Annotated in this window: 21 protein-coding genes; 9 read left to right on the plus strand and 12 right to left on the minus strand. The window is 45.1% G+C overall.

Features of this window, described 5'->3' with window-relative positions; all coding sequences use genetic code 11:
* Nucleotides 1–102: 102 nt before the first annotated feature.
* A complete protein-coding gene (acs, locus tag K5620_RS02500; protein ID WP_016402056.1) occupies nucleotides 103–2,055 on the minus strand; it encodes an acetate--CoA ligase in 1,953 nt (650 codons plus the stop codon).
* Between the two features lie 373 nt (nucleotides 2,056–2,428).
* Between acs and K5620_RS02505 the strand changes: the two genes are divergently transcribed.
* A complete protein-coding gene (locus K5620_RS02505) occupies nucleotides 2,429–2,938 on the plus strand; it encodes a hypothetical protein (protein ID WP_016402055.1) in 510 nt (169 codons plus the stop codon).
* A 122-nt stretch (nucleotides 2,939–3,060) separates the two neighbouring features.
* Here K5620_RS02505 and K5620_RS02510 read toward each other — a convergent pair whose 3' ends face one another.
* The 3 genes from K5620_RS02510 to K5620_RS02520 form a co-directional block, all read right to left on the minus strand.
* Complete coding sequence (locus tag K5620_RS02510) at nucleotides 3,061–3,873, minus strand: family 16 glycosylhydrolase (protein ID WP_016402054.1); 813 nt, start codon at nucleotides 3,871–3,873, stop codon at nucleotides 3,061–3,063.
* Between the two features lie 162 nt (nucleotides 3,874–4,035).
* The gene (locus K5620_RS02515; protein WP_016402053.1) at nucleotides 4,036–4,668 is read right to left on the minus strand and encodes a 3'-5' exonuclease; all 633 of its coding nucleotides are present in this window, start codon (nucleotides 4,666–4,668) and stop codon (nucleotides 4,036–4,038) included.
* Nucleotides 4,669–4,676: 8 nt separating this feature from the next.
* On the minus strand, nucleotides 4,677–6,476 hold the full coding sequence (locus tag K5620_RS02520) for a DUF294 nucleotidyltransferase-like domain-containing protein (RefSeq protein ID WP_016402052.1): 1,800 nt from the start codon (nucleotides 6,474–6,476) through the stop codon (nucleotides 4,677–4,679).
* Nucleotides 6,477–7,120: 644 nt separating this feature from the next.
* Here K5620_RS02520 and K5620_RS02525 point away from each other — a divergent pair.
* The 3 genes from K5620_RS02525 (at nucleotide 7,121) to K5620_RS02535 (ending at nucleotide 12,934) form a co-directional block, all read left to right on the plus strand.
* Nucleotides 7,121–10,642 carry a hybrid sensor histidine kinase/response regulator gene (locus tag K5620_RS02525; protein ID WP_016402051.1) on the plus strand — a complete coding sequence of 1,174 codons (3,522 nt, stop codon included), beginning with the start codon at nucleotides 7,121–7,123 and terminating at the stop codon, nucleotides 10,640–10,642.
* A gap of 93 nt (nucleotides 10,643–10,735) precedes the next feature.
* Nucleotides 10,736–11,347: a hypothetical protein gene (locus K5620_RS02530; protein WP_016402050.1), complete on the plus strand. Its 612-nt coding sequence runs from the start codon at nucleotides 10,736–10,738 to the stop codon at nucleotides 11,345–11,347.
* Between the two features lie 96 nt (nucleotides 11,348–11,443).
* The gene (locus K5620_RS02535) at nucleotides 11,444–12,934 is read left to right on the plus strand and encodes a phage tail sheath family protein (RefSeq protein ID WP_016402049.1); all 1,491 of its coding nucleotides are present in this window, start codon (nucleotides 11,444–11,446) and stop codon (nucleotides 12,932–12,934) included.
* A 63-nt stretch (nucleotides 12,935–12,997) separates the two neighbouring features.
* Here K5620_RS02535 and K5620_RS02540 read toward each other — a convergent pair whose 3' ends face one another.
* Both K5620_RS02540 and K5620_RS02545 read right to left on the minus strand, forming a co-directional pair.
* Nucleotides 12,998–13,663 carry a response regulator gene (locus K5620_RS02540; protein WP_016402048.1) on the minus strand — a complete coding sequence of 222 codons (666 nt, stop codon included), beginning with the start codon at nucleotides 13,661–13,663 and terminating at the stop codon, nucleotides 12,998–13,000.
* A gap of 62 nt (nucleotides 13,664–13,725) precedes the next feature.
* Complete coding sequence (locus K5620_RS02545) at nucleotides 13,726–14,334, minus strand: LysE family translocator (RefSeq protein ID WP_016402047.1); 609 nt, start codon at nucleotides 14,332–14,334, stop codon at nucleotides 13,726–13,728.
* A gap of 264 nt (nucleotides 14,335–14,598) precedes the next feature.
* Here K5620_RS02545 and K5620_RS02550 point away from each other — a divergent pair, with 264 nt between their 5' ends.
* Nucleotides 14,599–15,084 (plus strand): ABZJ_00895 family protein, encoded by a 486-nt coding sequence (locus tag K5620_RS02550; protein WP_016402046.1) that lies wholly within the window; start codon nucleotides 14,599–14,601, stop codon nucleotides 15,082–15,084.
* 29 nt (nucleotides 15,085–15,113) lie between these two features.
* On the opposite strand, the gene K5620_RS02555 is transcribed toward K5620_RS02550, so the two are convergent.
* Entirely contained in the window at nucleotides 15,114–15,491 is a 378-nt protein-coding gene (locus K5620_RS02555; protein ID WP_246612309.1) for a C1orf53 family protein, read from the minus strand.
* 74 nt (nucleotides 15,492–15,565) lie between these two features.
* Complete coding sequence (locus K5620_RS02560) at nucleotides 15,566–16,498, minus strand: alpha/beta fold hydrolase (protein ID WP_016402044.1); 933 nt, start codon at nucleotides 16,496–16,498, stop codon at nucleotides 15,566–15,568.
* 97 nt (nucleotides 16,499–16,595) lie between these two features.
* Here K5620_RS02560 and K5620_RS02565 point away from each other — a divergent pair, with 97 nt between their 5' ends.
* A complete protein-coding gene (locus tag K5620_RS02565) occupies nucleotides 16,596–17,618 on the plus strand; it encodes a GlxA family transcriptional regulator (protein ID WP_016402043.1) in 1,023 nt (340 codons plus the stop codon).
* Between the two features lie 48 nt (nucleotides 17,619–17,666).
* On the opposite strand, the gene K5620_RS02570 is transcribed toward K5620_RS02565, so the two are convergent.
* Nucleotides 17,667–18,563 carry a LysR family transcriptional regulator gene (locus K5620_RS02570; protein WP_016402042.1) on the minus strand — a complete coding sequence of 299 codons (897 nt, stop codon included), beginning with the start codon at nucleotides 18,561–18,563 and terminating at the stop codon, nucleotides 17,667–17,669.
* Between the two features lie 317 nt (nucleotides 18,564–18,880).
* On the opposite strand from K5620_RS02570, the gene K5620_RS02575 reads away from it, so the two are divergent.
* Nucleotides 18,881–20,899, plus strand: coding sequence for a methyl-accepting chemotaxis protein (locus K5620_RS02575; RefSeq protein ID WP_084681860.1), 2,019 nt, complete (start codon nucleotides 18,881–18,883; stop codon nucleotides 20,897–20,899).
* Nucleotides 20,900–20,955: 56 nt separating this feature from the next.
* Here the strand turns inward: K5620_RS02575 and K5620_RS02580 are convergent, their stop codons facing one another.
* Nucleotides 20,956–22,749, minus strand: a complete 1,794-nt coding sequence (locus K5620_RS02580; protein ID WP_040307243.1) for a protein-disulfide reductase DsbD — start codon at nucleotides 22,747–22,749, stop codon at nucleotides 20,956–20,958.
* Entirely contained in the window at nucleotides 22,725–23,045 is a 321-nt protein-coding gene (gene cutA / locus K5620_RS02585) for a divalent-cation tolerance protein CutA (protein WP_016402039.1), read from the minus strand. Before cutA ends, K5620_RS02580 begins: the two co-directional genes overlap by 25 nt.
* Nucleotides 23,046–23,238: 193 nt before the next feature.
* Between cutA and K5620_RS02590 the strand changes: the two genes are divergently transcribed.
* Nucleotides 23,239–23,721, plus strand: a complete 483-nt coding sequence (locus K5620_RS02590; RefSeq protein WP_016402037.1) for an FxsA family protein — start codon at nucleotides 23,239–23,241, stop codon at nucleotides 23,719–23,721.
* Nucleotides 23,722–23,793: 72 nt separating this feature from the next.
* On the opposite strand, the gene K5620_RS02595 is transcribed toward K5620_RS02590, so the two are convergent.
* Nucleotides 23,794–23,976 carry a hypothetical protein gene (locus K5620_RS02595; RefSeq protein ID WP_016402036.1) on the minus strand — a complete coding sequence of 61 codons (183 nt, stop codon included), beginning with the start codon at nucleotides 23,974–23,976 and terminating at the stop codon, nucleotides 23,794–23,796.
* 331 nt (nucleotides 23,977–24,307) lie between these two features.
* Between K5620_RS02595 and K5620_RS02600 the strand changes: the two genes are divergently transcribed.
* Nucleotides 24,308–24,598 (plus strand): co-chaperone GroES, encoded by a 291-nt coding sequence (locus K5620_RS02600; RefSeq protein WP_016402035.1) that lies wholly within the window; start codon nucleotides 24,308–24,310, stop codon nucleotides 24,596–24,598.
* The last annotated feature ends 49 nt before the right edge of the window (nucleotides 24,599–24,647 follow it).

A 24,647-nucleotide genomic window follows, 5' to 3' on the forward strand; every position in this document is an offset into this window, starting at 1 on the left:
TTTTTAAGCTTGCTGTTAACTTTTGGATACAGATAGATACCAAGTTGCATAATTTTGGTCAGAAAAAAGCCGCTAACTAAAGCGGCTTTTTGGTTTTAGCAGTTAAGCTGCATTCGATTTTTCTTCTATCAGCTTATCAACCACCGATGGATCCGCTAGGGTCGAAGTATCACCTAGAGAGTCGGTCTCGTTGGTGGCAATCTTACGCAAAATACGGCGCATAATTTTGCCTGAACGGGTTTTAGGTAAAGCCTCTGCCCAGTGTAAAATGTCCGGTGTGGCAATTGGACCAATCTCTTTACGTACCCAGGCTTTCACTTCTTTATGTAGTTCAGCGCTGGCCTCTTCACCGGCATTAAGGGTGATGTAAGCATATATGCCTTGGCCTTTAATTTCATGAGGAACACCTACCACTGCAGCCTCTGAAATTTTAGGGTGGGCAACCAGTGCGCTTTCAATTTCGGCGGTACCCATGCGGTGGCCACTTACATTTAGTACGTCATCTACGCGACCGGTAATCCAGAAGTAGCCATCTTCATCGCGGCGAGCGCCGTCTCCGGTGGTGTAGGTTCCAGGGAAGGTTGAAAAGTAGGTTTGCTCAAAACGCTCGTGGTCACCATAAACGGTGCGCATTTGTCCTGGCCAGCTGTCTTTAATAATCAGGTTACCTTCGGCAGCGCCTTCTAGCACATTACCTTCGTTATCTACTAGGGCTGGTTGCACGCCAAAGAATGGGCGAGTTGCCGAGCCAGGTTTAAGTGCGGTTGCTCCTGGTAGCGGAGTAATTAAAATACCGCCGGTTTCGGTTTGCCACCAAGTGTCTACAATTGGACAGCGCTCGTCACCAATGGTGCGGTAATACCATTCCCACGCTTCCGGGTTAATCGGTTCACCTACCGAGCCCATAATCCGCAGGCTACTGCGGCTGGTACCTTGCACGGCGGCATCACCTTGCGCCATTAGGGCGCGAATAGCGGTTGGAGCCGTGTATAAAATCGTCACTTGGTGTTTGTCACATACTTCGCTCATACGTGCTGAGGTAGGGTAGTTAGGCACACCTTCAAACAAGATGGTGGTCGCACCATTGGCTAATGGCCCGTATACCAAGTAACTGTGGCCAGTAATCCAACCGACATCGGCGGTACACCAGTATATGTCGCCTGGATGATAATCGAATACATACCTAAAGGTCATTGTGGCGTAAAGCAGGTAACCACCCGTGGTATGTAATACGCCTTTAGGTTTGCCGGTGGAGCCAGAGGTATAAAGGATGAACAGCGGGTCTTCGGCATTCATTGGTTCTGGCGGACAATCGGCCGCTTGGTTTTCGGTAATGTCGTGCCACCATACATCGCGGTTGGCATTCCAGTTTACTTCACCGCCGGTACGTTTTAGTACCACAACACTTTTAACAAACTCACAGTCTGGGTTTTCTAAGGCTTGGTCTACGTTGGCTTTAAGTGGTACGCCACGCCCGCCACGAACACCTTCGTCGGCAGTAATCACGTATTTAGAATTTGAATCAATAATGCGACCCGCTAGTGCTTCTGGAGAGAAGCCGCCAAATACAATCGAGTGCACCGCGCCAATACGGGTACAAGCCAGCATGGCCACAGCTGCTTCTGGTACCATTGGCATGTACAAACATACTACTTCACCTTTTTTAACGCCTTGCTGTTTAAGCGCGTTAGAGAACTTACAAACTTGTTGGTACAGTTCGTTGTAAGTGAGTTTGCTGTCTTCTTCTGGGTTGTCGCCTTCCCAAATAATTGCTACCTCGTCACCGCGCTCTTGAAGATGACGGTCAATACAGTTGGCACTTACGTTTAGCAGGCCATCTTCAAACCATTTGATGCTCACATGACCAGGGTCGTATGAGGTGTTTTTTACTTTAGTATAAGGCTGGATCCAATCGAGTAACTCGCTACCGTGCTTCCCCCAAAACTGATCAGGCTGGGTGATAGATTCTTGATACATATCTAGATATTGCTGATCGTTTAGTAAGCAGTTGTCTGCAATGTTAGCTTTAACGGGGTACAGCTTTTGTTCACTCATCTTCCTCTCCTTGCTTCCTCGATGTGAGGCGGGATATCGTCATTGACGTCTCGGATTTTAATCTAGACTCGCACTGACACAGGTTGTCGACAATTAGACTTTTGGTTAATTATTTGTGAAGAATAGTAAAATGCTTTATTAATCAAAGTGATTTTTTATGTTGCGCGATGAAACTGAGAGGCGGCTCACGGCCTGTGTTGGATTAATTTGCGAGCTAAAGCAACACTTCCTAATTAACGCTATTTTGCTTTGGTGGTTTTTGCAGCTAAGGGAAACGGATTCAGCTGTTAGTTTCGCTTAAAGGTGTTCGTTTAATAACTTGTTCAAGTGCGGGTACATTTGGGTTTTTTAACAAGCTCAAATGGGAAACACTATGAAAAAACTTCTCGTCATTGCCATGGTTATTGTTACCAGCGCGTGCTCAAGTATGGCCGATCGTTATGATCCAGATGTACATAACTCTGATGAAAGTGCGGTTCAGGTGACACGAGCAGTGGTTCTTAGTGTTAAGCAGGTAAGAGTAAAAACCTCTGATATAGATAAGCAAGGCCTACATACTGGACTCGCTGTCGCGACTGCTGGTGGTCTTATGGCTGGTGCAGGGCGTAGTGAAAACGCACGAGATGCGGGAGCGGCGTTAGCGGTAATTGGTTTAGTGGGTGCGGCAATTGAAGCCAACAATAATAAAGAGATAGAGGCTTTTCAGTACTTGGTGGAGTCTAACTCAGGTGAGGTGATGGAAATAACTCAAGCCGATGAAGTGGCTTTGAAGACCAACTCAAAGGTTATGATTACCCGCTACAATACTGGCAGAATTAAACTCACTGTTGATAACACTCAAGGTGAGGTGTTTGATAGAACCAGTGAGACTCAATATAACTAAGCTGAGCTCGCCAGAAACATGACACTAGATTAAGTACTTGGGGGCAAAGTCTTCCTTATCCCTGGTTCAGGTTAACTAGTTTTTAAAGAATCCCAGCTAGTTGGCTGGGATCCTTGATTGAGTTACTCGCTGTAGTCTAAATCCATGCCTTCGGCGCTTAGGCTAAGAACTAGCTTACCGTTAACAATGTTGGCATTGTTCGGTGAGAAGGTGACTAAGTTTGACTCAAAGCCCCAATCGCCTTTGCCCCAGCGCTTTTGGTCAAAGTTGTCAAAATCGTCACGCCAAGTTAAGGCAAACTCTCCGTTATCTTGGTATTCGTGATACTCAATCCAATCTACAACTTGGTGAAGTGGCAAGCTACTGGCTTTAAAGCGACCTACCCAGCCAATGGCTTCCGAAATCCAAATGTTCATGCGGTAGCTTTGTGGAATGTCGCGCATGGCGATAACTTGCTTTGAATTTTCGGCGGTGTCGTGTCGGATTGTTTCGCCATCAACATCCCAAATAATCTCGTTTGGTGTCCAGGTAATGGCGTATTCAACAAACTCTTCTAGCTGTGGAACTTTGTGTTTCTTTTCGCTGTGTTTGCGTTTATTGGCTTGGCCAGTGATGAGGTTGGTTTGCAGCTGATGAGGCGTTTTACCAATGGCTTCGAAGTCTATTTCGCTCCACGGAATGCCATTGCCTTGCCAAGATTCGTTGTCGTAAGTGAAAAACGACGAAACTACTCCGGGCTCGGATACTAACTTCATGCGTACCACAAATTTGCCGTAAAGCACTTTGTCGTTGCTGTAAACTTCGGCGCCAAATAGCGGCGTTTTACTGCTGTTTAGCGCACCGGTTTGAGCCAAGGTATCTTGGTTTGGCTGCTCTGCAAAGGCGGAGTAAGAGACTGAACTGGCAAGTAAAACTAATAGGGCGAGTTTTTTCATTTAACCTTCCAAACTGGAGAAAACTAAGGCTAATGTAGCCTTAAAATATGCTTGGAACTAGCGGCTTTTCTTGGCAAATCACAGAGCTGTGATTAAGCGCTTATAGCTTAATTGAACGATGAAATCCCATTCATACTAGCGTTTATTTTATCAACAGGGTGGTTAAGCCGATATGGCTTGAGGCAGCGCACTGGTTGGCCTTGGGCCCAGTTGTAATCGCAAATATATCATCGCTGCAGTTATGGCGTCGTCAATTGCTTGATGGCGGCCAGATAGCGGAATACCTAAACTTTGACATATATGCACTAAGTCTTGGTTGGGGCTTATACCCACGTGGTCTACATGTACTTTGTCGGCAAACATTCGACCTACATCGATGAGTGGGTTCACCAATTTGAAACCATAACGTTGTTTGCAATGGCGATTTAAAATCCGTTGGTCGTAGCCAATGTTGTAACCCACGATTGGCCGAGCGCCAATAAACTGCAGCAGTTTTGGCAAAGCCTCTTCAATGCTGCAGGCTTGGGCTAAATCACTGTGGCGAAGGCGATGTACTTTAATTGAGTCGCCAGCAAGTTTATCGGTAGCGCGAATTTTTATATCAAAACACTGGCTGGCCAAAATACGATTTTCACTGATGATGACCGCACCCATTGAGACGATATCGGCCAGTTTGGTGTCTAAGCTGGTGGTTTCTAGATCTAATGCTACGTATTCTTTACCGCGATAAGGGGCAAACAACGTGGCGAATTCGCTGTCTTTATATTTTCGTTGGTAAAGCAAACGCTGCAACATTTAACCGCCTAGTAATCGCGAATATTAAAGTGTAGCGCTAATAGCTGCTTAAACTTTTTCACTACGTGTAAGCCATGGCGTAATAAATCTCGCTGACTGTGATTTAACTTGTCTAGCTTAAGTACGTGATAGTCTTGGCCCTCTTCAGCCGGGAATAGCTGTTGAATACGCAGTTTAAAAAACAGCAATAGTGCTTCTTTAAGGTTAGCTGCACTGTCCTCGTCTATCACTTTTAATGAGGCGAGCTGTTCTATGCGCTCTAGGGTATTGGTCGCGCTAATTGCATGTTCTAAGGCTAGGGCGCGTACCCCATGCACAATAGGAAAAATCCCGCCTTTCTTGATATCTAAGCCTGCTTGTTTGGATTTAATATTGCCAAACATGGTGAGTGGGGTATGAAACTTTAAGGCTGGCTGAGCAAAAAACGCCAAGGTAACGCTGCGATTAGCCATTTGTGCCATTAGATCTTTGCGTAATCTACGCAGTAGGCTTTTATTACCCGCAATGGCGTGGGCATCTAATACTATGGCGAGGTTCATCATGGCATCGCCGTGGCCGGTTTCTATCCAATTGGCAATGGTTTTACTCCATTGGCTTTGTTGCTGCACCCAATCTGGGTTGTTCACCATTATGTTGCCGGGGCAAGGCGGGTAACCTAACTCGAGTAGGTATTCGCTAAACTGATTTAGTTGCTGTTGTCGCTCTGGCCAATCGTATCCATCTTCGATGACTAAGCCGTTATCTTGGTCGGTTTTAACGATTTGCTCGCCACGACCTTCACTGCCCATCACCATCAAACATATGTGGTTGTGATGTTGGTGTGGGATGCTCAGTTCAAACACTCGGCTAATAATTTGCTCATTCATGGTAGCGAGCAACTTCATAATAAATAAGGTGCGAATGCCGTTATTGCAGAGGTTTTCTACCAGTTTATTGAGGGTGTGTGCCGCTTCGCTGAGTTCTTCAATACTTGAGGCGCGAGCAATGCGTAAAGCCAATACGTGAGAGTGGGTCGAGAACAAGCTAAGCAGATGCGCCATCTCCAGTATGCCAATGATCTTTTGCTGGTCTTTTACCACCACCCGCTCGATGCTGTTGCGCGTCATTAACAGCATGGCGTTAAACAAAAAGTCGCCTTTATTCACACTGATTAAGTTGAAGTTGGCTAGCTGGCAAACCGGAGTATCGAGAGATTGCTGCACCAGTACCGCAGCATGGAGTAAGTCGGTACCTGTTAGCATGCCAAAGCAGCCGTCGTGATTGACCAGTAATGACTCCAGCTTTTGCTCGCGCATAATTAGGGTGGCTTGCTGCAGCGAGGTCTCTCCTTCAATGACCACTGCGGGTTGTACGTTGCGTTCATCAATGGTGGTGAGGATGAATTCTGCCAAGTTCTTATTGCCTTCGCGAGACTCTACCAGTTGGTGACGGGTGGCTAAGTCACGCTGAAAATAGTCACCAAAATCGCTGTTTTCACTCACTAAGCGGCGAAAGATTTGGCTAGGCAGGGCGTAACAAAGGGTTTCTTCTAGGGCGATGTAGTCATGTTTTGCATAGCCGCCAAATTGCGAGCGTACATCAAACCAGTCTTCTAGCGTGTAGTGGGCAAATACCTCATCATTATTGTCGGCGCGCTCTTCAACTTGGCCTTTAATAATTATGAACAAACTGGAGGCCTGCGCGCCCGCTGTAACTATTTTTTGCTGGCTTTGAAAGTAGTGAATGTCTAGATTGCTAGACACCAGTTCACGCTGCTTGGGCTCAAGCTGATCAAAGGGCGGGTGCTGAAAATTAAAGTCGGTACTCATTGCCTCACCTAGTCGTGTTTAACTCAGGTATTTATCCGCATTTAGCATGATATTTTTTGCTTAGCGAACCTAGACGACTTTAGTCTAAACGCGGCCTTAAGCGGATTTTGGCAGCTAGAAAATGCAGTTTTGTTAAGTCTAAATTCCCTGCTTTCCTAGGGTCTGTTGATCTTTGGTGTTGAAATTTTGTTCGAGATAAGCGGGCTTTAATCGCGGCGAGCACTTAGAAGCCTAGTGGGCTAAGCAAGAAGTGCTTAACAAAGAGTAAAGCTCGCTTATCCGAACCCTTTGGGCAGCATTCCTTAGCCATTTATTCAGCGTTAGCGAGTGGTTATTAAGCCCACCTTACTGCTCACTCACTGCCTTGCCTAAATGGCTAATAAACTGCTGCAAAAACCATCAGCAAAGATCAACAGCAAAGATCAACAGACCCTAGTAATAGTTTGATAACTCTTTGTATTAATCACAGTTATCGACAATCTTTTTTGCTAGCGTAAGCTAAGTGAACGAGCTGCAGATAAAATCAGCAGTAAATCAATGTTTGTAGGCAGATAGAAAATGGATGTTGTTCTAGTTGCTGATAGTGAAGGCTGGGTTAAGCCTTGTATTAAATGGCTTAGTGATCACAAGGATAGAAAGAATAGATGCAAATAGTAAGTGAGGGCTGGTTAGTTATCCCGCTGTCGTTGGCGTACTTGGGTTTGCTATTTGTGATCGCCTATTTTACCGATCAAAATGCCAGTGCCCGTTTGCGCTGGCAACCGGCTTTTTATAGCTTTTCTATTGCTGTTTATTGTACCTCGTGGACCTTTTACGGCACCGTGGGCCAAGCCAGCGAGAACTTCTTATCTTTTATTCCCATTTACCTTGGTCCGGTATTGCTATTTCTGTTTGGTTGGAAACTACTCGCCAGAGTGGTGTTAATCGCTAAACGCGAACACATCACAACAATTGCCGACTTTATCGCAGCACGTTATGGTAAGTCACAAACCTTAGCGGTAGTTATTTCACTTATTTGTATTATTGGTGTATTGCCGTATATCGCATTGCAATTACGCGCCATTGTGATGGGTTTAGACTTGTTTGGCGGCGATGCAATGCGAGAAGCAGTGGGTAAAGGCAGTAGCTCGCAAATCGCCTTGTTTGTGAGTATCGCCTTGGCGATATTCACCATGTTATTTGGCACTCGCCATATTGATGCCACAGAGCATCACCGTGGGGTGATTGTAGCGATTGCTTTTGAGTCGCTGGTTAAGCTGGTGGCCTTTGTTTGTGTGGGTTTGCTAGCGGTATCGATATTGTGGGATTTGCCGCTTAGCGCCCAGCAAGCGGTAAGTGAGTCCTTTAGCTTTAAATGGCAAGAGATTAGCGTTGCCGATGTGACAGATTTGGTAATTGCCACGCTGTTAGCGATGTCGGCAGTTATTTGTTTACCCCGCCAATTTCATGTAACCGTGGTAGAAAACAACCAAGTTAATGATTTAAAAACCGCGCGTTGGCTATTTCCTGCCTATTTGGTGTTGCTGGCGATTTTTGTATTACCCATCGCTTTTGCTGGTGATGTTTTATTGCCAGCGAATACGCCCGCCGATAACTATGTGATTAGTTTACCGCTTGCGGCAGGGCATGATTGGTTAGGAATGGTGGCATTTTTAGGTGGAACCTCCGCCGCCAGTGGCATGGTGGTGGTGTCTACCATTGCTTTAGCCATTATGGTTAGCAATGACCTAGTGTTACCACTGCTGCTAAAACAAGGCGGTTTGAGCCGTCGCAATTTTGCTCAGTTTAGCGAACTACTGCTTAATGTCCGTCGCACCACCATTTTGGTGATTCTGTTGCTAGCTTGGGGCACCTTCTTGATGTTGGGCGAGCTAACAAACCTTGCTGACATTGGCTTCTTATCTTTTGCTGCAATCGCTCAATTAGCGATTCCACTTATCTTTGGTTTGTACTGGCGAGAAGGCAATCGAACCGGCGTTTATGCTGGTTTGTTAGTGGGCATGAGCTTATGGCTACTCAATTTACTCAATATGACTGATGGCCTAAATCCCTTGATTTTTAACCAATGGATTGCCGATTGGCTGACTGCGCCGCAACTTGCTGGTCACGCGCTGATCTCCAATGAAAACTGGGGCATTGTGCTTAGTTTGTTGGGTAACCTGTTGGCGTATTTATTGGTGTCTAAGTTATCTAGCCCAGCCGTTTCCGAATGGTTGCAAGCCAGTAACTTTGTTGGCCAAACTGGTAAAAGTGATGATGCCGGTGCTCTATACCAATCAAAGGTGAGCGTAGAAGAGCTTCACATGCTGGCATCACGCTTTTTGGGGACTCAACGCATAAGCGAGGCATTTGGTAAATATGCGAGCTCTCGAGATCTGGACCTTAGCCCTAATCAACAAGCACCGGTGGAGCTGATTGCCGAAACGGAACGCATGTTAGGTGGGGTATTTGGTTCATCGTCGGCGCGTTTAGTGCTGGGTTCTGCCCTGCAAGGTAAGCAAGTTCAACTTGAAGAGTTTGCCTCGATAGCCGAAGAAGCTTCGGAGCTACTGCAGTTTAATAAACACTTGCTACAAGGTGCCATTGAGCACATTGATCAAGGCATTGCCATTGTAGATAAAGAGTTAAAATTGGTGTCGTGGAATCGCCGTTATACCGAGCTATTTGATTTTCCTAATGGCATGATTGCAGTAGGTCGGCCGATTGAAGATCTGATTCGCCATAATGCTATTAATGGTTTGTGTGGTCCGGGTGATATTGAAGAACATGTAGAACGTAGGGTAGAGCATTTGCGTCGTGGCAATAGCCACACATCTTCACGGATCAGGCGTGATGGTCGAGTGATCCAAGTGCAAGGTAACCCGATGCCAAATGGTGGCTATGTAATGACCTTTAGTGACATTACCACCTTTCGCCAAGCAGAAGACATGCTCAAGCAAGCTAACGAAATTCTTGAGGCGCGAGTTGCGCAGCGTACTCAACAGTTATCGTCTATTAACCAACAATTAGTGCATGCTACCCATGCCGCCGAGCAAGCTAACCAATCTAAAACGCGCTTTTTGGCGGCGGTAAGCCACGACCTTATGCAGCCGTTAAATGCCGCTAAGCTGTTTGCTGGCTCTTTGCTTGAGGCCGACTTAGAAAACGACACCAAGTTTTTGGCTGCGAGCATCGATAAGTCGCTGTATTCTGCCGAGGAAATCATTAGTGATTTGCTAGATATTTCGCGTCTTGAGTCAGGCCGCGTGGTGGTGAGTAAAGAGCAGTTTGAAATAGGCCATTTGCTTGACCATATTCATGCCGAATTTATCCCCTTAGCCCAGCAACAAGCGGTGGAGCTCAAGTTACATACCAGCAAGCTTACCGTAAGCAGCGACAGTAAATTATTACGCCGCATTTTGCAGAACTTTCTCACCAATGCATTACGTTACAACCCTAAAGGTAAGGTTTTATTGGGGGCGCGTCGCAAAGGCAATAGCTTACGTTTGGAAGTATGGGACAACGGCCCAGGTATTGAGCAAAGCAAACAGCAGCAAATTTTTGAAGAGTTTCAACAGTTACAAAAGTCTGGCCGGGCTCGAGAAGAAGGCTTAGGTTTAGGTTTAGCAATTGCCCAAGGCTTTGCCGAGTTATTGGAAATTCCCATTGGTGTTGAGTCGGTACTTGGCAAAGGCTCGGTATTTTACGTTACTGTTCCTGTGGTTGAAGCAGCCAATATCTATAAAGCTAAGCAATTAGAAGGTGCTCCCATTAGCACTACTCAAGGCGCAAAAGTACTCTGTATTGATAATGAGCCCGACATTCTTGCCGGCATGGAAAGTCTGCTAAGCCGTTGGGGCTACGAAGTGATTTGCTGTGAAGATGCTGATACCGCCGCAGAGGTAATAGAGGGCGGTTGGGTGCCAGAATTAATTCTTAGTGATTATCATCTCGACTATGACAAAACCGGATTAGAAGCGCTGCAGCGCTTAATTCATCAAGGCCAACTCTCTTGTCATGGCATAGTTATTAGCGCCGATAGGCAAACTGATCTAATCGATCGCGTACGCGCTCAAGGCTTTGCCTACTTAAGTAAACCACTACGCCCATTACGTTTGAAAAAACTCTGCCAGCAGCTGCTTAATAGCCAAAAAGGCGCTAATGATTGGCTAAAGCCGAGCTCTTAAGTGGACAGAATGGTTGATGTTTTAACGCGTACTTGAACAACAATAGTCTTACGATGTCGCTAATTTTTCATTTCTATAAACGGGAGGGGTAGCTTGATTAGGTGGGGAGTAAATAGTTTTCTTAGCACTAATATGCGGCTGATGGCCAATTGGAATGGCAGTGCTTGGCAGGTGTTCGATTGTTTTATAGTGGCTAAACCTAAAACCTTACCCGCTCCAACTTGTAAGCTATCTCCAACCGGCAGTTGGCAAATTTTTGAAACTGCTGAAAGAACCTTGTATTTGTCTTTGGTTACTCGAGAGTTGCAAGTTAGTTGGGCAGAACTAATCCCATTGATGGCTGAATATAGTAAAGGTTTTGTGCAAACGATGCTCCGCCAAGAAGTCCAGAAGCTAGTATTAGAGGCAGAGAGTCACCCTCAAGAAGTAAAACGAGCGCGCCAATTGGGAATTAATGTTCATCAACTCTGGTGGTTGCAAGCGCTGGATCAGTATCCAGAAGAGCTGAGTTATCACAGTAAAACAAGTTCACATATAGCTGAATGGCGATGTGAGCAGCTCGAACCAGCATTTGCTAAGCCACTAGTGAGCCGTGATCTACGTGCTCTTACTAAGCTCGGGTGGTTGTCGTTTGATGGAGAGCGTTATCATCGTACCAGCAAATTTATCCCTCCGGCTGAGGAGCATGTGACTAAGATGTTTTGAGTATGCGTAGTTTTCTTGGTTTGTTATATCTACCTCGACGCAGCAAAGAAGACCAAAGCCTCAGAAATATTAGTGGCTCTATAAGAGGAAAACGGCATGAGAAACATAAAAACTCCCGGTGTGTATATTGTTGAAAAAAATGCGTTTCCAAATTCAGTCGTGGAGGTAGCAACTGCAGTACCGGCATTTATCGGCTATACCCAAACCGCCAGTAAAAATAACAAGTCAGTACTAAACAAATCTATTCGGATAAGCTCTATGGCTGAGTTTCAAAGTGTTTTTGGCTTTGGAGCTAGTTTGCAGTTTGATTTTGCACAAGCCGCTGACGCCGCAAGCGCAGATATGTCTTTAGATGACAAGCACTATACGGTTGCAGCAAGCGGCAATAAGTATCGTTTGTACCAAAGTATGCAGATGTTTTTCTTAAATGGCGGCGGTCCTTGCTACATCGTATCGGTTGGTGATTACACGACAGACTTGGCTAAAGACGCAATGTTAGCTGGCATTACTACCTTAGTTGAAGAGCAAGAGCCTACCCTGGTGGTGATTCCTGATGCAGTCAGTCTTGCAGCTGCCGATTGTTACGCGGTGCAGCAGCAAATGCTGATGCATTGTGGCAGTAAAATGCGCAGCCGTATTGCTCTGTTAGATGTTCATAACGGTTTTCAAGACGAAGAAGATAGTGTGGCAGCGTTTAGAGCTGGAATATCAAATAAAGAGATTGGTGATTTTGGCGCAGTGTATTTCCCATGGCTAAACAGCACTTTGTTTAGTCATTCAGATGTTCACTTCGGCTTTTTAAGTGACGAAGGTAAAGCGGTATTGCAAGCGGCTATAAACGCAGAGCTTGGTGCGCCTGATGCCTCGTCAGTTATAGGTAAAATGTTGGCAGGACTTACTGCTACCGAAACGGGTGATGACGATCCTACTCCCGAAGTTATTGATAAAGGCTTACGTGCATCTTGTATTACTTACCCAGCACTTGTTAAAGAAATTTGCAGTCAACTCAATTTGCTGCCTCCATCAGGCGCGATGGCCGGTTTGTATACCATGAGCGACAATATGCAAGGTGTATGGAAAGCGCCTGCGAATATTGAAGTAGTTGGCGTCACTTCACCTGCTTTGATTGTTTCCGTCGAAGAGCAAGAAAGCTTAAACGTAGATGGCAATGGTAAATCGATAAATGCGATCCGCTCATTTATAGGTCAAGGAACCTTAGTTTGGGGGGCTCGAACTCTGGATGGAAATAGCTTGGATTATCGTTACGTTAATGTGCGCCGCACCATGATTATGCTCGAACAATCGCTAAAACTAGCGGCTAAAGCATATGTATTTGAGCCAAACGATGCACAAACTTGGGTCACGATTAAAAGCATGATTTCTAACTTCCTTACAGGAATCTGGAAACAAGGAGGCTTAGCTGGAACAGCGCCAGCTGAAGCTTTTAGCGTGCATGTTGGTTTGGGTGAAACCATGACCAGTGAAGATATTCTTGAAGGGATTTTAAAGATTACGGTACTTGTTGCGATCACTCGCCCAGCCGAATTTATTGAAATTACTTTCCAGCAGCAAATGCAAAAATCTTAAGCTTAATTTATTGCATAAAACACTAAGCCCGACCAGCGGGCTTTCTAATTTTTCAGAAGCTATTTAAATCTCGTTATCTTCTGGGCTTGGCTCTAGCTCTAATTGTTGCAAAGCGATTACTGCTTGGGTGCGGTTTTTCACGTTAAGTTTGCGGAAAATCGCAGTAACGTGGGCCTTAATCGTGGCCTCCGATACATTTAGCTCGTAGGCAATTTGCTTGTTTAGCAGGCCTTCGTTAAGCATTACCAATACTTTGTATTGCTGTGGGGTAAGGCTGGCTAAGCGTTCGGCTAGAGGGTCTTCCTCAGCTTGAGCGCTAAAACTTATGCCTTCTGGGAACCAGTCGTCGCCTTCAATAATGTGTTGAATGGCGGCAACCAATTGTTGTAGTGGGGTCGATTTAGGAATAAAACCAGTTGCGCCAAGCTGCTTGGCTTTTTGCACTACGCTTACTTCCTCGCTGGCCGAGATCACCACAATCGGTAGCTCTGGATATTGACCGTGCAAATGGGTAAATGCCGAGAAGCCATTAGCGCCGGGCATCTTCAAATCTAATAACAGTAGGTCGGGTTCGCGCTCTAGTTCGAGCAGTTTAAGTAGGTCGTTAACATTCTCAGCTTCTAGTAACTGAGCATCGGGAACGGCAGTTTGTACTGCCTGCTGAAGAGCACTACGAAACAAGGGGTGGTCGTCAGCGATAATGATCTTGTAGGTATCTTCCATAACCATGATTCATCTGCCTTTTTTTTGACCATAGCACCAAGCCCTGCGGGTTTCAATTTGCAGAGGGCTTAACTGTGAAGACCGAGCAAAGTTCCCATTCCAAGTAGGGTTGTGCCGCTAAATTTATTCACCCATTGTTGGTAGCGTTGTAGCTGCATTTGCACTTTATGATGCGACAAAATGCGCACTAATAGGTACCACAGCAATGCGGTTTCTAGTAACAAAGCTGCCCCGAGCATCAGCTTTTCGCTGAGTAGTGTTTCGCTACCAATAAACTGACTAAATACGCTTACTACAAAAACTAAAATCTTTGGGTTGAGTAGGTTACAAGCAATGCCGCTTAGCACCACTTTTTTAGCGCGCTTAGGTTTGCCTTGGCTGGCGAGTTCAATCAGCTCGGAGCGACTAAATAAGGTTCTTAAGCCTAGGAATACCAAAAAGCCTGCGCCGCCCCAACGCAATACTTCAAACAATAAAGGCGATTGTTTAATGATGATAGATAAGCCGCCAATGGCTAGCGCGATATGGATACTAAAGCCTAGCAATACGCCCGCTACACACAATGCTGCTTGGCGTTTTCCGCTGCTGGCATGGCGCAATACCATTACCATGTCTGGGCCAGGGCTTAACATGCCTAATAAATTGATTAATAAAAGTGCGCTTAATGCTTCTAACACGCGTTCATCCCTGAAAAGTATTGAGATTTAAAAACTGCGACTAGTGTAGAAGTTGCTACTGCTTATAAAAATGGAATTGTAGGTATTTTTAATATTCCAATTTGGAATTATGTGTGAGTAAACAATTTAAAACTGTGAGCTGGAATTTTTCAGCGCAGATTAAATTGATATTGCGTAAGTAGAAGTGTTTGGGCTAATGCTAAATTTTGTCGTCTTAGTGTTAATATGCGCGGGTAGTTTAGGCAGTAAGGTTAAAGGAAGAGCATGCAAACGGCTGAAGTATCACTTAACAAATACCTAATGTGGTTCGCACTGGTTTATTTAGCCAGTTCGTTAGTTTTTGGCACAGTAGTGTCGTGGTTGGATTTAGAGTCGAATAGTTTTTTGGGCATTATTGTCCTTATGCTGTCGGCCTCCATTGCGGTGCAGTTGTTTGTGAAAGACCATCAACGGGCGCTTATGCGTGCAGAGCTACGCTACTTGAGCTTTTGGTCGTGGCTTGCCTCGGTGTTTATCTCTGTTGCAGAGCTATTAGCGGTATTTGCCTATTCGTTTTACGAGATTTATGGCGTTATCGCATGGCTAGATGTGCAAGCCGAGCTAGCTGCTTTATTGTTTGAACTGTCGATTGACCTGCACGCACTTTATGCAATTATTGCCGTTGTATTGCTCATCTTCTGGGGACTAACTCGCTTAGCCTATGGCTTTGCTAATAAAGCTTTCACTAAGCAAGTAAACACTTTGGCTTAACTGTTATTTGCTGCTGGGTTTGTTTGAGTTTATTTAGGATAAGGGCAATGTCGACAGCCATTACCGCAGCAGGTGCCTCGTTTTAAGTGATACCAAGCGCTAAAAACCATTAAGCCATCTTCCATGCTGAAATCTAGATGTTCTTGCAAGGCAGCTTGTTGGTTAGCTGGTGTTCGGTAGCGCGCCGCTAATTCTAATAGTTCATGATGAGGCGTATTGGCTATCAACAGCGTTAATTTCTCGGCCAACTTTTTGGATAAGCATGTTTGACAAAGACATGCCCGCTCATTGAGATCTGCGCTTACCGGCAAAATAGCTGGCATATTCATACACCAGCATTGTTCATTGGCTGTGCAGCCGACTGAGGCTCCGCAGCCTGGGCAATCTGAAGGGACTTGTTGTGCCACGAGCATGTTTCTTGGTTAATGTCTTTAACTCGAGCATAAAGTATTTAGCCTTTGCTTCCTATGTGAGTTTGCATTTAGTGGCTTTGATTTCCAACAAAACTGACAGTCTCAGCAATAACATGAGGGTCTTTTAGCAGGCGAAAGTGGCCTAGTCCTTCTGTTTGCTGGTGTTTTGCGTTTGGCCAGCACTGTTGAATTAGCTTAAATTGTTGTTGGCTAACTTCTTGGTCTTGGCTATCACTAATCAACAAACCTGGCGTAGCTTGCGGGGTTAAGCGCTCTACACTAAACAATTGCCAAGGATCGTCACCCGCCAACAACTTCTGCATTTTTTGTCCCACTTGTTCTTTAAAGGTAGCTTTAAGCTTCTGGCGTAGGCTTAGCAGATTGGCATAGGTAGAAAACATCTCTTCTACATCTAAATGAGGGGCCAACATAACTAGCTTGGTTGGAGCAAAACCACGTAACTGGGCTGTGGTAGTGGCCATAGCACCAAAGGAATGAGCAAGTACACAATGCACCTTGGCAACTTGCTGTTGAATGGCTAACAAGCTGTCACTAAATTCGAGTAAGTGGCTATGCGAATCTTGGTGACTGCCGTGTCCGGGGGCATCAAATGTCGCAACTTGGTAGCCAGCATCAACCAAAGGTTGAACAAAATGGCGAAACTGCACGCCGCTGCCACTCCAGCCATGCAAGCAAACCACTAAAGGTCCTTCCCCCCATAAGTGCAAGGGTAGCTTATGTTGGTTTACCTTGAGTGTGATGGTTTGCTCGGCACTTTGCCAAAAGGCTTGAGTATTAGGGCTAACCTTCCGCTTGAAAACACGAAACCACAACTTAGCCAATGTGTTTGCTGCCCAGGCATGGTTTACCATGCCAGCCAGGTTAAATGCTAACCCTGCTGCTTGATAACGTAAGGGCACCACTCGCTGGTGTCGTTTTTGTTTGTTACTCGGTTGAGGGGTATCACAGTTTAGTGAGTTGGCTTGATTTGGCTGAGTCATATAGTCTCTCCCTGAGATTTAGTCACTAGTATCCTATTTGCTGATAAGCTTAAAAAGTGTCATATTTGCCATTGTGATGGTGAAAATGGACAGGGTTATGAAAGCGGCAATTTTGTTAATGGATAACTGCTTTGGCACGGGCATTAATGGCATATTAGATGCGCTTATTGCGGCTAATTACAGCTTGATTAAATCTGGTGCCATGCCGCTGTTTGAGTGGGAACTGGTGTCGCTAGATGGTAATAGGGTTACTCCCACCAATGGATTGCGCATTGAGGCCGATTGCGATTTAGCTAGTTTTATAGCGCGTCCTGAACAACCCGACATATGGATCATTCCTGGCATTTATCAATCGGCTAGCAACTTTGAAAAAGTGCAAACGGCGATGCGCCAAAGCGAAGTAATGATACCTGTGCTTCAGCAGCATGTAGCAGATAACAAAATGATTGTGTGTATGTGCACTGGCGCTTTTTTGCTAGCGCAAGCCGATTTGCTGGGCAAGAATCCGGCATTAATGCATTGGCGTAATGAGCACCACTTCCGCCGTGCCTTTCCGCACTTAAGCATTGATAGCCAGAATACCATTGCTGAGTATGGCAATTTACTGTGTTCGATTGGTGGCAGTATGGCTTATGAGTATTTAGTGCTGCGTCTTGTAGAGCGCTTTGCCGGGCATCAAACAGCCATCAATACCGCCAAGTTGCTGATGATGGATCTTAATGCCCCGCCAGCTGCGCCTTATCGTGCTCACCAGTACCAACCAGAACATCAAGATGCCTTAGTGCAACAGGCCCAGCTTTACTTGCAGCGAAATAGCAGCCAAGACATTAGCATGGTGGAAGTGGCTCAAGAATTAAACATTAGTGATCGCCAACTAAAGCGCCGCTTTGCTGCGGCCCTAGATTGCTCCCCCTTGCAGTACCTTCAGCGGCTTAGGGTAAATCAAGCTTGCAGCCTACTCGAGGCGACCCAATTACCTAGCAATAAAATTGTGTTGGAAGTTGGCTATCAAGACGAAAGCAGTTTTCGTCGTTTATTTAAAAAACAAATGGCAATGACCATGGAAAGCTACCGGCAGCAATTTGGTATTCAACATCAGCAACATATGGCTGTTGGTTAGCAAAGCCATTTAATTTATGAGTAAGAGGGTAAGTAAGTGCTTACATGGCTAAGTCATTGCTTGATGGATTTGCTGTCTAAACCAAGTGTGAGCGGGATCGTGATGGTTGCGATGATGCCAAATCAACGAGTAGTCAAAAGGGCTAACCTCAAAGGGCAAAGCAACCATTGCTAAGGGGCGCTGTTTTAGCAGTTGTTTGGCGATTTTGGCGGGCAAGGTAAGAATGAATCTTGTCTCACTGAGAATTTGTACTGTGGCTGGATAGGAAGAGGCACGAAATTGAATTTGGCGCTGTAAACCTTGCTGGCTAAGGTGGCGGTCAATATGGCTGTTTTTGTCTGCACCAGTAGTAATGATGGCGTGTGGGTAGCGGCAGTAGTCGCTCATGCTGGGTTGCGCTATCGATAAATAGGGGTGTTGTTGGTGCATTAAACACACTAAGTGATCGGTGCCTAAGGTGGTAGCGTGTAACTCAGTGCTATCCCGGGGAGGCAGTGTCATGCCTAGGTCTACTTCGCCACTGTGTAATAGCCTATTAGTGGTATGGTCCCAGTTACATAGCTCAATATTTAGCTGAGGCGCTTGCTGGTAGATACCACCGAGAACTTTTGGCAGTAAGTGTTCACTTACATAGTCTGAGGTAGCAATGGTGAAAGTACGCTGGCATAAGCTAGGCTCAAAGGCTTGTTGGTGTAGCAAGTTTTCCACAGAGTCTAATAACGGTGCTACTTGGGCTTTTAGCTCAATGCCTTTAGGCGTTGCCTGTAGTTGTCCTTGCACTCGCACCAGTAAAGGATCGCCAAATACTTCGCGTAATTTTGCTAAGTGTTTACTCATGGCGGACTGGCTTAGGTGCATTTTTTCTGCAGCGCGAGTAACACTTTGTTCTTGCAGTAAATAATATAATGCACTGAGTAAATTTAAGTTAATTTTTCCAAGTTGCATATTGAGCTCATCGTTAGTCTACGTGCCTAGCTTACTCGGCTATAGCGATTCTGTATAGCAAGCCAAAACTAATTTTATTTCATAACTAGAATGTGCTTTGTGCCACGGCTTAAGCCTTGCCCATTCTGGTTTTATGAGCCAAATCACCCTTTTAATCAGTAACATATTATTAACCTCAGCATAAAGATCGAGCAGCTCTCGAAAACGTGTTTTCATAAATTTATATTATGAAAACATAATCTTTAGCAGCTGGTCGCACGGTTATTATGTAAGCGCTTACATACGGAAGTGAACTAATTAAAGAAGTGAGATTAAAGATGCTAGTACATAAAAAATTGTCCATTACCCAGTTGATTCTGGCGACATTTTCAATGCTATGTATCGTATTGCTGGTGCTCGGTTTAGTTGCATGGAAACAAATGCAACAAGCAGAAAACACAATGGGTGAAGTGATCACTCAAGCTTTCCCTTTAATGGGGCATACGAACCAGCTTGATCGTAGTTTAACCGCGGTTGAACGTGTGCTGAATAACACCATTCAAGAACGCGATGAACAAAAAGTTAATCAACTTATTGCGCAATACCATCAACGCGTGGCCGATTACCAAGCGGCAGAGCAAGTATTGGTAAATTGGTTGTCGGAAAATGGCGTAGAAAGTGAAAACTTTAGCCTTGTTCAACAGCAAAATGAATTGTTATTCGAAGATGCAGAATACCTTATTGAGTTGCATCAAGATGTTATCTCTAGTGGCACATCCCTGTCTGAGCGTACCGCAACTTTCCAAGGCATTTCCTTACGTATTAACTTGTTGTTAGGCCAACTGTTTGATGAAGCAGATCCTAATATGCTTAAAGTATTGCTAGACGCAGTAAGTGCCGATCTCTCGGCAATGCAACTGGCAACCATTAATGTGCTCAACTCAACCGATCCTCGTGAAGTTGGTAAGGTGATTACTAGCAATAATGAAACTAAAAGCTACGTAGAAGAAGACTTTGGTGACTTGATCGTTGAGAAAGAGCTGAAAGGCGTTCAGGGCGAGCATGAACTAGTAACGCAAATTCCTTGGTTACTTAACGAAGTGACTGCGTTTGGTGGCCTGTTAGGCCAATACCAACAATACCTAATTAAGCAAAACAAACTGATGAAGCTTAAAGCATCAATTACTGATCAGCTACAAGATGTGAATAGTAATTTAAGTGCACTTACTGCAGAGAGCCAAAGCGCCACCGAGCAGCAAATCGAAGAAGCTTCTGGCAGCATTTCTACCTTGATAAACAGTGGTGCGGTGGTTATTCCACTTACTATTTTGTTCTGTATCGCCATGGGTTTAATTATTCAGCAGTTGATTAGAACTCCGCTGAAGCAATTGATTAATACCCTTAAGCACTTAGCAGATGGTGATTTGAGCCAGCGCTGTCAGTATCAAAGTGGCAACGAGTTTGGCATGTTGAGCAACCAGCTAAACCAGGTTATTGAACAGCAGCGAGACACCGTAACGGGCTTGCGTGAAAAGAGTGAAGCACTAGGGCAAGCTTCTACCGTAAACCGTCAGCACGGTAGCGACATAATGAAGCAGCTGGACGAGCAGCGTAGCCAATGTATCACAGTGTCGGCCGCCATGACCGAAATGGAACAGGCGATTCAAGATGTAGCACGCCGAGCAGACTCTGCTGCACAAGGTATGCGAGAGATCAGCGATAGCACGCAAGATGGCGTTCGCCTAACCGAAGAAGCCTTAGAAAACAACCAAGCTTTGGCCTCCAACATTGCTAGCTCAACCGACAGAGTGAAACATGTGAGCGAAAGCAGCAACGCTATCTTTGGCATACTAGAAGTGATTGAAGGCATAACCCAGCAAACCAACTTGTTAGCGCTTAATGCCGCCATTGAGGCCGCACGTGCGGGTGAGCAAGGCCGAGGGTTTGCGGTAGTAGCCGACGAAGTTCGCCAGTTAGCCCAGCGCACAGCTTCCTCTACCACCGAAATTCAAACCATGATTGGTGGTTTGCAGCAAGATACTGAGCTAGCGGTGAAGGAAATTGAGCAGTGTAATAAGAGCATGGAGCTAAATGCGAGTAACGTGAATGCGATTAACCAAAAAATTGGTGATATTGCTAGCCACATTGAGCATTTATCGCTGCTTAACGAAGAGATTAGTGTGGCAACTAACCAACAGCAAACCACCAGTGTGGATGTGTCTTGCAGTATGGAAACCATCTCTAGCGCTGCTCAGCAAAACCTTACAGTAGTAACTGAGCTAAACCGCTTGAGCGATGATTTGGAATCTGTAGCTAAAGAGCAGGTAGACTTAGTACAAGGTTTTAAATTTGCTTAAGCTTGACTCGCAATAATGAATAGTAAAAAGCCACCCTAGGGTGGCTTTTTTATGGCTTATAAACCGTTAAGGATTAAATGTGCGGTAAAGGCTTCGGCGTTCATAAAGCCGGTGACTCTGGCTTGTTTTAACTCCTCACCGCTTTGGTCAAACAGCAATATGGTGGGCAAACCTAGCACTTCATAATGATTGAGCAGCTTAATGGCTGTGGCATTAGTTTGAGTAACATCAGCTTGGATTAGCACCATCTTATCCAGCTTGGCAGCAACTTGCGGAGCGTGAAAAGTCTTATTCTCAAAATCTTTACAGGCGGTGCACCAGTCTGCATAAAAATCCACTAAAGCAGGTTTTCCTTGCTGTGCCGCTAGTTGCAGCTGTTGCTGCATTTCTTCTAGGTTGGCCACTTGAATAAACTCTCCCTGCTGCTGGGCTGGCGCAGGTGCAAACCATGGTTGAGCGGCCCACAACAAGCTGATCGCCATTATTGCTAGCAGCAATAGTTGCCTAAAGGTTTGCCAGCCACTTAATAGGGCTAAGCGGTTTTGATGATAGTAATAACCACTGGCGCCAATGACTAATGCTGCCCACAGGATGCGAATCGCTTCGGCAGATAAAAAACGCTCTAGCATTAAAATGGCAACCGCAAGCAGCATTACCCCAAAGAAGGTTTTTACGTGGTTCATCCACGCCCCTGCTTTTGGCAGTAAACGACCGCTGCTAGCGCCTAACAGTAACAAGGGTAAGCCCATACCTAAACTCAAGCTGTATAGGGTAATCGCGCCTAAGGCGAGATCGCCACTTTGCGCTACGTAAATCAGTACCCCAGAGAGTGGGGCGGCGGTGCAAGGAGAAGCAACTAGGCCAGATATCATGCCCATTATGGCAGCACCTGATAACGAACCTGCCTGCTGCTGGTTACTTAAGCTATTTAGCTTTTGCTGCAGGCTGCTGGGCAGTTGTAGGTTAAACAAGCCAAACATAGACAGCGCTAGCACCACAAAGAGCACGGCTAAGCCGCCTAATATGATTGGGTGTTGCAGCGCCGCTTGAAACTGTAAACCCGCGCTGGCCACCACTAAGCCTAAGGCGGTAAAGGTAGCCGCCATACCTTGCACATAGGCCATCGATAAACTAAAGGCGCGCTTAGTGCTTAGCTGTTTTCCCGCACCGGCAATAATGCCGGTAAGAATGGGATACATAGGAAATACACAAGGCGTAAAAGCGAGGCCAATGCCTAATACAAAAAACAGCAATACATTTAGCCAAATATTGTTGTTGGTGAGGCGATCGGCCAGCACCCATTGTTGGCTAATGGGAACCGAGCCTTCGTTGTTTGCAATTGGTGCAGCTGGTGTTGTGCTGGGCGCTTGTGTTGCAGCATTAGCAGCTGAAGATTGTGAAAGAAAAGCTGGCTTGGTTTCTGGCGGGTAACATAAGCCGGCTTCGGCACAGCCTTGATAAGTGACCTGAATATTATTGGCTTGATTTAGCTGGTTAAGCGGTACAGAGAAAGAGACATCTTGCGGGTAAATAAACACTTCACCAAAGTAAGCATCGTTATATAGCTTACCTTGTGGCAGTAGTTTGCTTAAATCAATCGACTGGCCGTCTGCCACAACTTTAAACTGAGCTTGGTAAAGATAGTATTGCTCGGCAACTTGCCAACTAAGGTGCAGGGCACCGTCTTGCTCAATAAAGTTGAAGGCAAAAGCGCTATCTACAGGTAAGAATTCATTTGCATTAGAACTAGGAGAGGCCTTTAGGCCGGGCAGTTGGTCGAGTAGGTTGTCGGCAATACTCGGTAAGCTCAAGCAGAGCAAAAATACTATTGTAAAGAATCGTTTAGCCATTTCAGGTAGTCACTCGCTCCTTGTTCAATGGGTAGCGCAATAAATTCTGGGCAATCATAGGGATGATGCTGTTTAAAATAACACTGTAAGGAATGTAAGCAGCGCAAATTGGTTTTAATTTGCAGCTGTACCTCACTACTGGATTCAATATTGTCTTGCCAGCGATAAATAGACCTGACTTGCGGCAAAATATTAACACAAGCCGCCAATTTTTTTTCTACAAGCTGCTGCGCAAAGCGCTGAGCAGCATCTACATTATCAAAAGTGGTGAGAACTAAATAGCAAGCGGTTTCCATATTGAGCCTCTGGTAAGCAGATGTCACTTTGAGTGTAGAAAGTAGCTATTGAAGCGCCATTAAATAAGCGAAATGTCCTGTTGTTTGCTGGTTTATTGAGCATAAGCCTTTAAATTTGCTCCAACTGCCCTCATATTTTACCCTTAAGGTGAAGCAGATTTTCAGCTTCTCCATGACTTTGAGGAACTACGCCTTGTTTTTATATGTATTTTTATTGTTTGCTGGCCTGTCTTACGCAGAGATTTATGTGTTAATTCAGGTGGGCAGCCAGATGGGCGCGTTAAGCGCTATTGCCTTAACCATTCTTACTGCATTGGTTGGTGCATCTCTAGTTCGTAGCCAAGGATTACAAACCGCTTTTCAGGCGCGTTCGGCAATGGAGCGAGGAGAAACCCCTGCTCAACAAATGATTGAAGGCCTAATGCTAATCATTGCAGGTGCAATGTTAGTGATGCCAGGCTTTATTACCGATTTCTTCGGTTTGCTTATTTTACTACCGCCACTACGAGCCCTATTGGCTGCTCGAGTGTTAAAGTCTCAGGCCTTAAAAATGCAGTCTATGCGTTTTCAAACACCAGGGGAGGGCAATGTGAAAGACGCCAATCCACCTAGTGGCAAGGTTGATAATAAGCCAGGCAGCACCATTGAGGGTGAGTTTGAAAGAAAAGACGATTAATAACAAAATTTGGATATAAAAAAAGAAGGGCAATAGCCCTTCTTTTTTTATCGATAATTGTTGCTCAGGCAATTAGTGCCTTTGTGTTACCACTCGAGGATTCAAGCCTTTGCTGGTAGACAAAAACGAATCAAACTCGTCGGAACGTAGATGCTCTTCGGCTTCTTTAACGCTACCTTGAAAAGGTAAGTAAACAGTTTTCTCTTTGCTTAGAAAACCACTTAAACGCTCAAATGCAATATAGATTTGCTGCATAATCAAGTGCTCCCGCTGTTACGCCAAATAAAACCAACATTTGTTATTAGTTTGTTATCTAATTGTTGGTATAACTGTCTAGTACGACCAGTCGCTGTGATCCTGCTCAAATTTTTGTCTGGGTTCAAGTGTTTTTTGTAAAATTTGTAACTGAAAATGTTTTCATTTTGATATTGGCCAAGTTTTTAAGACAGAAAACCAAAAAAAAATTGCTAGCAACCCTTGTATGCAGCGTTTACGCCCCCATCTTAAATTCAACATTAAAGCTTTGTAGCCCTTGGCTGCATTTTCATAGACAAAACACGATTGTTTTATTTAAGGAGAGATAGCAATGAACATCCGTCCGTTGCATGACCGCGTTATCATCAAACGTAAAGACCAAGAGAGTAAATCAGCTGGTGGCATCGTGCTTACTGGCTCTGCGGCTGAAAAGTCGACTCGTGGTGAAGTACTTGCTGTAGGCAAAGGTCGTATGCTTGACAATGGTGAAATCCAAGCCTTAGACGTAAAAGTTGGTGACACTGTTGTATTCAACGAAGGCTACGGCGTTAAAACTGAAAAAGTTGACGGCGAAGAAGTGCTGATCATGTCTGAGTCAGACATTCTAGCAATTGTAGAATAATCTCCCTTTTTTCTGGTTAAGAAAAAGCTGAACGAATATTAGGAAAGGT

Origin of the sequence: Agarivorans albus, from assembly GCF_019670105.1 — a bacterium.
Taxonomy (GTDB): Bacteria; Pseudomonadota; Gammaproteobacteria; order Enterobacterales; family Celerinatantimonadaceae; genus Agarivorans; species Agarivorans albus.